General features: G+C 61.9%; 10 protein-coding genes. 7 read left to right on the top strand and 3 right to left on the bottom strand.

The window, feature by feature from the left end:
* Positions 1 to 6: 6 nt before the first annotated feature.
* The 3 genes from BVU99_RS21715 (at position 7) to BVU99_RS21725 (ending at position 3657) form a co-directional block, all read left to right on the top strand.
* On the top strand, positions 7 to 2085 hold the full coding sequence (locus BVU99_RS21715) for an iron ABC transporter permease (RefSeq protein WP_099816713.1): 2079 nt from the start codon (positions 7 to 9) through the stop codon (positions 2083 to 2085).
* Between the two features lie 11 nt (positions 2086 to 2096).
* A complete protein-coding gene (fbpC, locus tag BVU99_RS21720; protein WP_099816712.1) occupies positions 2097 to 3143 on the top strand; it encodes a ferric ABC transporter ATP-binding protein in 1047 nt (348 codons plus the stop codon).
* Between the two features lie 247 nt (positions 3144 to 3390).
* Positions 3391 to 3657, top strand: coding sequence for a hypothetical protein (locus BVU99_RS21725; protein WP_004939738.1), 267 nt, complete (start codon positions 3391 to 3393; stop codon positions 3655 to 3657).
* A gap of 41 nt (positions 3658 to 3698) precedes the next feature.
* Here BVU99_RS21725 and dusC read toward each other — a convergent pair whose 3' ends face one another.
* The 3 genes from dusC to rhlE all read right to left on the bottom strand — a co-directional run bounded on the left by dusC (position 3699) and on the right by rhlE (position 7169).
* Positions 3699 to 4631 carry a tRNA dihydrouridine(16) synthase DusC gene (gene dusC, locus BVU99_RS21730; protein ID WP_025301934.1) on the bottom strand — a complete coding sequence of 311 codons (933 nt, stop codon included), beginning with the start codon at positions 4629 to 4631 and terminating at the stop codon, positions 3699 to 3701.
* 84 nt (positions 4632 to 4715) lie between these two features.
* Positions 4716 to 5675 (bottom strand): D-2-hydroxyacid dehydrogenase family protein, encoded by a 960-nt coding sequence (locus BVU99_RS21735; protein ID WP_060432621.1) that lies wholly within the window; start codon positions 5673 to 5675, stop codon positions 4716 to 4718.
* Between the two features lie 114 nt (positions 5676 to 5789).
* Positions 5790 to 7169, bottom strand: a complete 1380-nt coding sequence (gene rhlE, locus BVU99_RS21740) for an ATP-dependent RNA helicase RhlE (protein WP_025301932.1) — start codon at positions 7167 to 7169, stop codon at positions 5790 to 5792.
* A 297-nt stretch (positions 7170 to 7466) separates the two neighbouring features.
* Here rhlE and cecR point away from each other — a divergent pair, with 297 nt between their 5' ends.
* The 4 genes from cecR to BVU99_RS21760 are packed head-to-tail and all read left to right on the top strand — an operon-like array spanning position 7467 to position 12066.
* Positions 7467 to 8165: a transcriptional regulator CecR gene (gene cecR, locus BVU99_RS21745; protein ID WP_049208961.1), complete on the top strand. Its 699-nt coding sequence runs from the start codon at positions 7467 to 7469 to the stop codon at positions 8163 to 8165.
* Between the two features lie 18 nt (positions 8166 to 8183).
* Positions 8184 to 9170 (top strand): secretion protein HlyD, encoded by a 987-nt coding sequence (gene hlyD / locus BVU99_RS21750; protein WP_099816711.1) that lies wholly within the window; start codon positions 8184 to 8186, stop codon positions 9168 to 9170.
* A gap of 8 nt (positions 9171 to 9178) precedes the next feature.
* A complete protein-coding gene (locus BVU99_RS21755) occupies positions 9179 to 10915 on the top strand; it encodes an ATP-binding cassette domain-containing protein (RefSeq protein WP_099816710.1) in 1737 nt (578 codons plus the stop codon).
* A complete protein-coding gene (locus tag BVU99_RS21760; protein WP_099816709.1) occupies positions 10912 to 12066 on the top strand; it encodes an ABC transporter permease in 1155 nt (384 codons plus the stop codon). The genes BVU99_RS21755 and BVU99_RS21760 overlap by 4 nt, the downstream gene beginning before the upstream one ends.
* Positions 12067 to 12069 lie beyond the last annotated feature (3 nt).

The raw sequence follows: 12069 nt of genomic DNA on the forward strand, positions 1-12069 counted from the left end.
AAACTTATGTCACATACACATGCACTCCATCTCGTGAAAAAACGAGATGCGATATTCCTTTGGGTTTTGCTTGGCTGGCTGGCGTTCGCCCTGCTGCCGAGCTGGAGCCTGGATTACGGCCTGCTGGAGTCCACCGGCGATGAAATCCTCGCGGCCTACGGCTGGTCACACCGCAATATCAGCTGGCTTTGGTGCCTGCTGCCGAGCCTGCTGCTGCTGCGTCCTTACGCTGCGGCGGGCCGTGAGCAGCGGCGCCGCCACGCGTTCGATGCCGGCTGGGCACTGCTGTGCATGGCCTTTATCGTCGTCAGCGCCACGGTGGCAGGACGCGGTTTAGGCTACGCCCCCCTGGTGCAATTGACCTCGCTGGGCGCCATCATGACGCTGGCGCTGACCCGCCTCGACTGGCTGGGTGGCGACCGTTTCGTTATCGGTGCGCTGGTCACCATCGTGGCGCTGATCGGCGTCTTCATCGTCTGGCCGAGCATCGCGATTTTCATTCCGATGTTCACCGACCAGACGGGGGCATTCGCGCCGCTGGCGTTTATGAACGTGCTGTCGCAGGCGCATATCGTTCAAGTGATCCTCAACTCCATCGCCCTGTCGATCGCGGTGGGTGCCGGCTGCACCTTCTTCGGCCTGGTGCTGGCGATTTACACCACCCGCATCGCCAAGCGCAGCGCCATTATCGGCCGCATCTTCTCCATCCTGCCCATCGTCACGCCGCCGTTCGTCGTCGGCCTGGGCGTCACGCTGATGATGGGGCGTTCCGGCTACATCACCGAGTGGATGGTGGCCTGGTTCGGCCTGACCAACACCAACTGGCTGTACGGTTTTACCGGCATCTGGCTGGCGCAGGTGCTGGCGTTCACGCCGATGGCGTTCATGATCCTCGACGGCGCGATCAAGACCATTCATCCTTCGCTGGAAGAGGCCTCCTACACCCTGCGCGCCAGCCGTTGGCAAACCTTTAACGGCGTGTTCGTGCCGCTGCTGAAACCGGCGCTGGCCAACGCGTTTCTGATCGTGGTGGTGCAATCGCTGGCCGACTTCAGCAACCCACTGGTGCTCGGCGGCAACTTCGACGTGCTGGCGACGCAAATCTATTTCTACATCACCGGCTCGCAGCTCGACTATCAGGCCGCCAGCACTCTCGGCGCCTTCCTGCTGCTGTTCTCGCTGCTGGTGTTCTGCATCCAGTACCTGTGGATCGGCAAGCGTTCCTACGTCACCGTGTCCGGCAAATCCTACCGCGGCGACGTACAGCCGCTGCCGGTCACGCTGGTATGGGGCGTGATCGCGCTGCTGGCGGTGTGGGTAGCCTTTAATGCCCTGCTTTACGGCAGCATTTTCTACGGCAGCTTCACCGTCAACTGGGGAGTGGACTACACGCTGACGCTGGATAACTTCATCAAGCTGTTCGGCCAGGGCATGAGCGACGGCGCGTGGCCTTCGCTGCTCGACACGCTGCTGTACGCCGGGATCGCCGCGCCGATCACCGCCGCGTTCGGTCTGCTGATCGCCTGGATCGTGGTGCGTCAGCAGTTCAAGGGCAAAAAGACCATCGAATTCACCACCATGCTGTGCTTTGCGGTGCCGGGCACCGTGGCGGGCGTCTCTTACATTCTCGCCTTCAACAGCGCGCCGGTGTACCTCACCGGGACGGCCGCCATCGTGATTATCTCGATGGTGATGCGCAACGTGCCGGTGGGCATTCGCGCCGGGATCGCCGGGCTGGGCCAGATAGACAAATCACTGGACGAAGCCTCGCTCAGCCTGCGCGCCGGCTCGCTGCGCACCATCACGCACATCCTGCTGCCGCTGCTGCGCCCGGCGATCCTGTCGGCGCTGATCTACAGCTTCGTGCGCGCCATCACTACCGTCAGCGCCATCGTCTTCCTGGTCACCCCCGATACCCGCGTGGCCACCGCCTACATCCTCAACCGCGTGGAAGACGGCGAATACGGCGTGGCGATCGCCTACGGTTCAATTCTGATCGTGGTGATGCTGGCGATTATTTTCCTCTTTGACTGGCTGATCGGTGAGGCACGCATCTCCCGTTCAAAAGCCAAAAACCAGGCGTAATGGAGCCCATGATGAGCCAGAAAAATTTCGTTGAACTGCGTAACGTCTCCAAACGGTTCGGCAGCAACACGGTGATCGATAACATCACGCTCACCATCCCACGGGGGCAAATGGTGACGCTGCTCGGCCCTTCCGGCTGTGGCAAGACCACCATTTTGCGCCTGGTCGCCGGGCTGGAGAAACCGAGCGACGGGCAGATATTCATTGATGGTGAAGACGTGACCCATCGTTCCATCCAGCAGCGTGACATCTGCATGGTGTTTCAGTCTTATGCCCTGTTCCCGCATATGTCGCTGGGAGAAAACGTCGGCTATGGGCTGAAGATGCTCGGCATTCCGCGCGCCGAAGTGAAAGCGCGCGTGCAGGAAGCGCTGGCGATGGTGGATTTGGCGGGGTTCGACGATCGCTATGTCGATCAGATCTCCGGCGGCCAACAGCAGCGCGTGGCGCTGGCGCGCGCGCTGATCCTCAAGCCGAAAGTGCTGCTGTTCGACGAGCCGTTAAGCAACCTCGACGCCAACCTGCGCCGCAGCATGCGCGAAAAGATCCGCGAACTGCAAAAGCAGTTTGATATCACTTCGCTGTACGTCACCCACGATCAGAGTGAGGCCTTTGCGGTCTCCGACACCGTGCTGGTAATGAACAAGGGGCATATCATGCAGATGGGTTCGCCGCAGGATCTCTATCGGCAGCCCGCTTCGCGCTTTATGGCGAGCTTTATGGGGGACGCCAACCTGTTCCCGGCCGGCTTCAGCGTCGATCATGTCGATATCAGCGGCTATCGCCTGCCGCGCCCCGCCCACTTTGCCGCCCAAGGCGCCGGCACGGTGGGCGTGCGACCGGAGGCGATCACGTTGAGTGAGCATGGCGATGAAAGCCAGCGCTGCGTGATCCAGCATGTCGCCTACATGGGGCCGCAGTATGAGGTGACGGTGGCATGGCACGGGCAGCAGATTTTGCTGCAGGTTAACGCCACCCGCCTGCAGCCGAACGTCGGCGAGCACTATTATCTGGAAATTCATCCCTACGGCATGTTTATGCTGGCGGACGCGGCATAATAAGCATCACCCTTAAGCGTTAGAATAACGGTCATTCCGTATGGAATGACCGGAAATAATTGCCAAAAAAAACCGTATTTATCTATTTTTACAATTCCGCCCAAGTCCTTGTTCAGCCGAGAAATAAATACATCCGCATTCATTAAAAAATAACCAATAAGGCCACCGAGGGTGATATTTTTATTTGGATAGGGTAAGCTTAATCCCGCAGTCGAAATTATTTAACGGCCAACTCAAGGAGAAATTCATGAGCAACAATGCAAACGCACAGGCGCAGCTGGATAATTTACGCAACGTCGCTTCCCAGCTGAAGGAAATGCGCCACTATGCGCAGGCGAATACCGAGACGCTCTCCGCACACTGGCTGGCCTTCGATCAGGGGGAATGCAAAAATAAGGCGTTCGCCGAAGCCATTAACGACCTGTTGAATAAACAGGGCGCCTGCCTGGAAGGGCTTGAAAAAACCATTCAGGATATCGAGATAGAATTAAATCGTCTTGATAAAGCCGCCTGATAATACATATTTAAATAAACCCGCCGCGCGCGGGTTTATTTTTAGCTGCGGCAGATGACGCGCGCAATATCCCCTGACGTCGTCAGCGCGCGTATTTCGCTGAACAGTTCAGTTGCTTCATCATATTCTTTACGCAAATAGCCCAGCCACTGTTTGATGCGCGCCACGTGATACAGGCCGGTGTCGCCCTGCTTTTCCAGATGGACGTATTTTTGCAGCAGCTCAACCACCTGCGGCCAGGGCATACGCGGTTCGTTATACTTCACCACCCGGCTCAGGTTCGGCACGTTGAGCGCGCCGCGCCCCAGCATGATGGCGTCACAGCCGGTCGCCTGCAGGCAATCCTGCGCGCTCTGGTAATCCCAGATCTCGCCGTTGGCGACAACCGGGATGCTCAGCCGCTGACGGATCTCACCGATCGCCGCCCAGTTGATGCGATCCGCCTTGTAACCGTCCTCTTTGGTGCGGCCGTGCACCGTCAGTTCGCTGGCGCCCGCCTGCTGCACCGCATCGGCGATTTCAAAGCTGCGGCTGGAGGAATCCCAGCCCAGACGCACCTTCACCGTGACCGGCAGATGGGCCGGCACCGCCGCGCGCATCGCCTTGGCGCCCTGGTAGATCAATTCCGGATCTTTGAGCAGCGTCGCCCCGCCGCCGCTGCCGTTCACCAGCTTGGACGGGCAGCCGCAGTTGAGATCGACGCCGTAAGAGCCCAGCTCTACCGCACGCGCGGCGTTCTCCGCCAGCCACTGTGGGTACTGCCCCAGCAGCTGTACCCGCACCTGCGTGCCCGACGGCGTGCGGCTGGCGTGACGCAGCTCCGGGCACAGCCGGTAGAACGACTTGGCCGGCAGCAGCTGATCGACCACGCGCAAAAATTCGGTGATGCACAGATCGTAGTCGTTCACTTCGGTGAGCAACTCACGCACCAAAGAGTCGAGAACGCCCTCCATCGGAGCCAATAATACGCGCATGACCAATCCCAGCTAAAAAAAGACCCGCAATGATACGGGTGAATGCCCGCGCCAGACAAGCCTCTGCGGGCATTAAAAATGCCGTCAGCCTAGCCGGCGAATCGGTTGACCCGCGAGGAACGCCGCTATGTCCTCGACCGCCTCGGTGAAGTAGGCGCGATAGTTGTCGTCCGCCACGTAACCCACATGCGGCGTCGCCAGCACGTTGGGCAATTGACGGAATGCATCGTCGGCCGGCAGCGGCTCCGTCTCGAACACGTCCAGCCCGGCGCCGGCAATCTTCCGCTGTTGCAGCACGTCCACCAGCGCCACCCGATCGACGATCCCCGCGCGCGCGGTGTTGATCAGGTAAGCAGTGGGCTTCATCGCCATCAATTCGTCGCGCCCCACCAACCCGCGGCTGCGATCGCTCAGCACCAGGTGAATGGAGACAAAATCGCTCTGCTCAAACAGCGCCCGCTTGGACGGCGCCAGCAGGGCGCCCTCCTGCGCCGCCCGTTCCGCCGTCAGGTTCTGGCTCCAGGCCAACACCCGCATGCCGAACGCCTGTGCCACCTTGGCCATTTGGCCGCCGATCTTGCCCAACCCCAGCAGCCCCAGCGTCTTGCCCTGCAGGGTGACGCCGAGATCCCGTTGCCACGGACCGTTGTTTTGCAGCCCGACGCTTTCCGGCACGATATGCTTCGCCAACCCGAGCAGCAGCGCCCAGGTCAGCTCCATCGGCGCCGCCGATCCGCTGCTGGTGCCGCATACCACCACGCCGCGCTCGGCGGCGGCGGCCAAATCGATAGACGCGTTGCGCATGCCGGAGGTGATCAGCAGCTTCAGCTTCGGTAGCCGCGCCAGCAGCGAGGCAGTCATCGGCGTGCGTTCGCGCATGATGACCAGAATGTCGCACTCCTGCAGATGCACCGCCAGCTCCGTCTCATCGGTAAAGTGCGCGCTGATGGCGGACACCTCCACCCGATCGGCCAGCGCCGACCAGTCCGCCATCTTGAGCGCCACCTGCTGGTAATCATCGAGAATTGCGCACTTCAATTTCATCTCCGTCTCCTGGAATGTAGGGTTAGCCACCGTCCAGCCTAGTACGAAAATGCCGTTCCGCCAGGCAAAAAAAAAGCCGCCCGTATCGGCGGCTTACTCTTTGAGCAATCAGGCTTATTCGGCCGGTTTGCGACTACGTGGACGACGCGAGGCCGGCGCGCCGGAACGGCGTTGACCGTCACCCTGCGGGCGAGCGTTACCGTTACCGTTGCCACGGTTTTCACGCTGGCCGCCGTTCGCGTTACCGCTGCGCTGACCGCCGCCGTTACCGGAACGCTGGCCACCGCCGTTGCCGCGCGGCGCGCCGCGTCCGCCGCCCTGGCGGCCGTTGATGATCGGCTCGGCCTTGATGGTCGGATCCGGCTCGTAGCCCGGCAGCGCAATGCGCGGAATTTCACGCTTCAGCAGACGCTCGATGTCGCGCAGCAGCTTGTGTTCATCCACGCACACCAGCGAGATAGCTTCACCGGTGCGTTCCGCGCGGCCGGTGCGGCCGATGCGATGCACGTAGTCTTCCGGCACGTTAGGCAGCTCGTAGTTCACCACGTGCGGCAGCTGGTCGATATCCAGACCGCGCGCCGCAATGTCGGTCGCCACCAGCACGCGGATGCGGCCGTCTTTAAAATCGGCCAGCGCACGGGTACGGGCACCCTGGCTCTTGTTGCCGTGGATCGCCGCAGCGGTGATGCCGTCTTTGTTCAGCTGTTCCGCCAGGTGGTTGGCGCCATGCTTGGTGCGGGTAAAGACCAGCACCTGTTTCCAGTCGCCTTCGCCGATCATCTGCGACAGCAGTTCCCGCTTACGCTTCTTGTCGACGAAGTGCACGCTCTGCTCGATCTGCTCGGACGCGGTATTGCGGCGCGCCACTTCCACCGAGGCCGGGTTATGCAGCAGTTTGTTGGCCAGCGCCTTGATGTCGTCGGAGAAGGTGGCGGAGAACAGCAGGTTCTGGCGCTTGGCCGGCAGCTTGGCCAGCACGCGACGGATGTCGTGGATAAAGCCCATGTCCAGCATGCGGTCCGCTTCGTCCAGCACCAGAATTTCGATTTTGGACAGGTCAACCGCGTTCTGATGTTCCAGATCCAGCAGACGGCCCGGCGTCGCCACCAGGATATCGACGCCGCCGCGCAGCTTCATCATCTGCGGGTTGATGCTCACGCCGCCAAACACCACCAGCGAACGCAGGCGCAGGTGTTTGCTGTAGGCCTCGACGTTTTCGCCGATCTGCGCCGCCAGCTCACGGGTTGGCGTCAGGATCAGCGCGCGCACCGGGCGACGGCCTTTGACCGGATGGTCATGCTTGCTCAGCAGCTGCAACAGCGGCAGGGTAAAACCGGCGGTTTTACCGGTGCCGGTCTGGGCGCTGGCCATCAGGTCACGACCTTCCAGCACGACAGGGATAGCCTGACGCTGGATTGGCGTCGGTTCGCGATAGCCCTGTTCTTCAACAGCGCGCACAATTTCAGCACTTAAGCCGAGGGTTTCAAATGACATAAAGAGAAAAACTCCAGATCCCCCCTAACCTAACGGTGTTCGGTGCAGTTTCCTGGGAGGATGATCAGACGGGGCATTAAGCATGACCACGAGGGATTGGCACAAACTGCAGTGCACCAGGCGCCGATTGTAACAGAAGTCGCGCAATAAAAAGCACTTTTACGCACCTAGAGCACAATCTGCCGTAAATTCAGCATTGTCTGAAGCCGATCACATAACTCATTGTGGTTAGCGGTTGCGTTTTAGACAATCTGGCATAAAGTTAATCATATGATTGATTAACTTCGAGCGTGACCCATGTCAGCTTCCGTCCCTCATCAGGCCGCCGGCCGGGCGCGCGGCGAGCAAACGCGCCGGCAACTGCTCGCCGCGGCGACCGAACTGTTCGGTGAATATGGCCTGGAAGGCGCCACCACGCGCGACATCGCCCAGCGCGCCGGCCAGAATATCGCCGCCATCACCTACTACTTCAGCTCCAAAGAGGGGCTGTACCTGGCCGTGGCGCAGTCGCTCGCCGATTTCATTCAGCAGGCGTTCGCCCCGCTGGTCGCGGAAGTCGATCGCTTCCGGCAAGAACCAGCCGCACAACGGTCATCTGACGCGGCGCTGCGCTTGTTGCAACGTGGCCTGCTGGCCTTCAGCGAGCTGATGACCCAACCGCACACGCTGAACCTGAGCAAAATCATGTCGCGCGAACAGCTCGCCCCGACCGAGGCCTATCCGCTGATCCACAGCCAGGTGATCGCGCCGATGCACGAGCGGCTGTGCCGCCTGCTGTCGGCCGCCACCGGCATCGACGAACACGCCCCCCGCCTCGTATTGCATACCCATGCGCTGATCGGCGAGGTGCTGTCGTTCCGCGTGGCGCGCGAAACTATCCGCCGTCAGGCAGGTTGGCAAGACATTGGCGAGGGCGAAGCGGCGCAAATCGCGGCGGTACTGAGCGAACATATTGAGATTCTGGTTACTGGGCTGCGCCAACGTCATGGCGCGTAAATTCAGGCAGGGAGTGTTATGAACAAAAAACGCAGTGCCTTGATCGTGTTGTTAATTCTGCTGATCGCGGCCGTCGCATACGGGGTTTGGCATTACCAACAGCAGCAGGATCGGCCGCTGACGCTGTACGGCAACGTCGATATTCGCACGGTCAACCTCGGCTTTCGCGTCGACGGGCGCCTGGCGTCGCTGACGGTGGATGAAGGCGATACCGTTCAGCCGGGCCAGCTGCTTGGCAAGCTGGACGATGCCCCCTACCGCAACGCACTGCAGCAGGCCGAAGCCAACGTCGGCAGCGCGCGCGCCAAACTGTCGCTGCTGCAGGCCGGCTACCGCAGCGAAGAGATAGCCCAGGTGCAGTCAGAAATGGCGCAGCGCCAGTCCGCCTTCACCTATGCCGACAGCTTCCTGAAACGCCAGCAGGGGCTGTGGGCGAAAAACGCCACCTCCGCCGACGCGCTGGAGGATGCGCGCACCGCCCGCAATCAGGCGCAGGCCAACCTGCAGGCGGCGAAGGACAAGCTGTCGCAATACCGCAGCGGCAACCGCCCGCAAGAGATTGAACAGGCCAAGGCCGATGTGGCGCAAAGCGAAGCGGCGCTGGCGCAGGCGCAGTTGAACCTGCAAGACACCACGCTGATCTCCCCTTCCGCCGGCACGGTGCTGACCCGCGCGGTGGAGCCGGGCACCATGCTCGGCGCCGGCGGCACGGTGTTCACCCTGTCGCTGACCCGGCCGGTGTGGGTGCGCGCCTACGTCAACGAAACCAGCCTGAACCAAGCGGTGCCCGGCACCGAGCTGGAGATCTACACCGACGGTCGCCCCGGCAAGCCTTACCACGGCAAGATCGGTTTCGTCTCGCCGACCGCGGAATTCACGCCGAAAAGCGTTGAAACGCCGGACCTGCGCACCGATCTGGTATACCGCCTGCGGGTGATCGTCACCGACGCCGACGACGCGCTGCGCCAGGGCATGCCGGTCACCCTGCGCTTCGCCAAACCCTGAGGCCGGCCATGGAACAGGCGCACACCATCGAGTTGGAAGGGCTGGAAAAGCGCTTCCCGTCACTTGAGAAACCGGCGGTCGCCAGCCTGACCACCACCCTGCGCAGCGGCGCGGTCATTGGGCTGGTCGGCCCGGACGGCGCCGGTAAAACTACTCTGCTGCGCATGCTGGCCGGGCTGCTGCAGCCCAGCAGCGGCAAGCTGCGGGTCGCCGGGCTGGATCCGATCGCCCAGGATCGTCAACTGCACGCGATCCTCGGCTATATGCCGCAGAAGTTCGGGCTGTATGAGGATCTGACGGTGATGGAGAACCTGACGCTGTACGCCGATCTGCGCGGCGTCACCGGCGATCTTCGCCGCCAGACCTTCGAACGGCTGCTGAAATTCACCGATCTGACCCGCTTCACCGAGCGCCTGGCGGGCAAGCTGTCCGGCGGCATGAAGCAGAAACTCGGCCTGGCCTGCACGCTGGTGGGCGAACCTCAGGTGCTGTTGCTGGATGAACCGGGCGTCGGCGTCGATCCGATCTCGCGCCGCGAGCTGTGGCGCATGGTGCACGAGCTGGCCAACGACGGCATGTTGATCTTGTGGAGCACCTCTTACCTCGATGAGGCCGAGCAGTGCCGCGAAGTGCTGCTGCTCAACGAGGGCGAGCTGCTGTTCAGCGGCGCGCCGCAGGCGCTGACCCGCCGTATGGCCGGGCGCACGGTGTTGATCGCCGCGCCCCCCGGCAGCCATCGATCGTTGCTGCAGCGGGCGATCTGCCTGCCGGTGGTCACCGACGGCGTGATCCAGGGCAAGTACCTGCGCCTGATCCTGAAAGAAGGCGAAGATCACCGGCAGCTACTGCAGGCGCTGGATCTGCCGGACGCCGAACTGAACGAAGCGGATCCGCGCTTCGAGGATGCGTTTATCGATCTGCTCGGCGGCGGCCCCAACCATCGCTCGGCGCTGGCGGAGATCATGCCGACCGTTGACGGAGAAAGTGGTGAAACGGTGATCGAAGCGGTGCAGTTGACCAAGAAATTCGGCGATTTTGCCGCCACCGATCACGTCGATTTTCAGGTGCGGCGCGGCGAAATTTTCGGCCTGCTCGGCCCGAACGGCGCCGGCAAGTCCACCACCTTCAAAATGATGTGCGGCCTGCTGGTGCCATCCGGCGGCAAGGCGCTGGTGTTGGGCATGGATCTGAAAACCAGTTCCGGCAAAGCGCGCCAACGCCTCGGCTACATGGCGCAAAAATTCTCGCTGTACGGCAACCTGACGGTGGCGCAGAACCTGAAGTTCTTCTCCGGCGTCTACGGCCTGAGCGGCAAGGCGCAGCGCAAAAAAATCGACGAGATGTCCCACGCCTTCAACTTCGCGCCGATCCTCGATCAGACGCCGGACGCGCTGCCGCTCGGCTTCAAGCAACGCCTGGCGCTGGCCTGCGCGCTGATGCACGAACCAGATATTCTGTTCCTCGACGAACCGACTTCCGGCGTCGATCCGCTGACGCGGCGCGAGTTCTGGCTACACATCAACGGCATGGTCGACAAGGGCGTCACGGTGATGGTGACCACCCACTTTATGGACGAGGCGGAATACTGCGACCGCATCGGTCTGGTGTATCGCGGCAAGATCATCGCCGCCGGCACGCCGGACGATCTCAAACAACAGGTAGCGCGCGACGACAACCCCAACCCCTCGATGGAACAGGCGTTTATCGAACTGGTGCAGGGCTACGACGAGGAGGAACCACGGTGAGCGACAACCGAGCCCCAATCGACGACGGCGGCTTCTCCTGGCGCCGACTGCGCGCACTGTGCCTGAAGGAGACGCGGCAAATACTGCGCGATCCCAGCAGCGGCCTGATCGCCTTCGTTATCCCGCTGATGCTGCTGTTCATCTTCGGCTACGGCATCAACCTGGACTCCAGCAAGCTGCATCTGGGCATTCTGATGGAGCAACAGAGCGAAGACGCGCGCGATCTGGCCCAGGCGTTCGCCGGCTCGCCCTATATCGAACCGACCATCAGCGACAACCGCCAACAGCTGATCCAGCAGATGCAGGCCGGCACGATACGCGGCCTGGTGGTGATCCCGGTGGATTTCGACCAGCGCATGGCGCGCCCACACGACAGCGCCCCTGTCCAGGTGATCACCGACGGCAGCGAGCCGAACACCGCCAATTTCGTGCAGGGCTATGCCCAGGGCGTATGGCAAGTTTGGCAGCAGCAGCGCGCCGCCGATCGGGGGAGCAGCGACAAGCCGCTGATTGACGTGCAGATGCGCTACTGGTTCAACCCGGCGGCCATCAGCCGGCACTACATCATCCCCGGCGCCATCACCATCATCATGACGGTGATCGGCGCCATTCTCACCTCGCTGGTGATCGCCCGCGAATGGGAGCGCGGCACCATGGAAGCCCTGCTGTCCACCCAGGTGACGCGCAGCGAGCTGCTGCTCTCCAAGCTGATCCCATATTACTTCCTCGGCATGATCGCCATGGCGCTGTGCATGGCGGTGGCGGTGTGGGTGCTCGGCGTGCCCTATCGCGGTTCGCTGCCGATCCTGCTGCTGATCAGCAGCCTGTTCCTCGCCAGCACCCTCGGCATGGGCCTGCTGATCTCCACCCTCACCCGCAACCAGTTCAATGCGGCGATGGTGGCGCTGAACGCCGCCTTCCTGCCGTCGATCATGCTGTCCGGCTTCATCTTCCAGATCGACAGCATGCCAGCCATCGTGCGCGCGGTGACCTACATCATTCCGGCGCGCTACTTCGTCAGCACGCTGCAAACGCTGTTCCTGGCGGGTAACGTCGGCACCGTGCTGGTGATCAATCTGTTGTTCCTGATTGCTTCCGCCGTGGTGTTCATCGGCCTGACGGCCTGGAAAACCCAGCGCCGGCTGGATTGAGGA

Source organism: Serratia sp. OLAL2, assembly GCF_002752475.1.
Taxonomy (GTDB): Bacteria; Pseudomonadota; Gammaproteobacteria; order Enterobacterales; family Enterobacteriaceae; genus Serratia; species Serratia bockelmannii.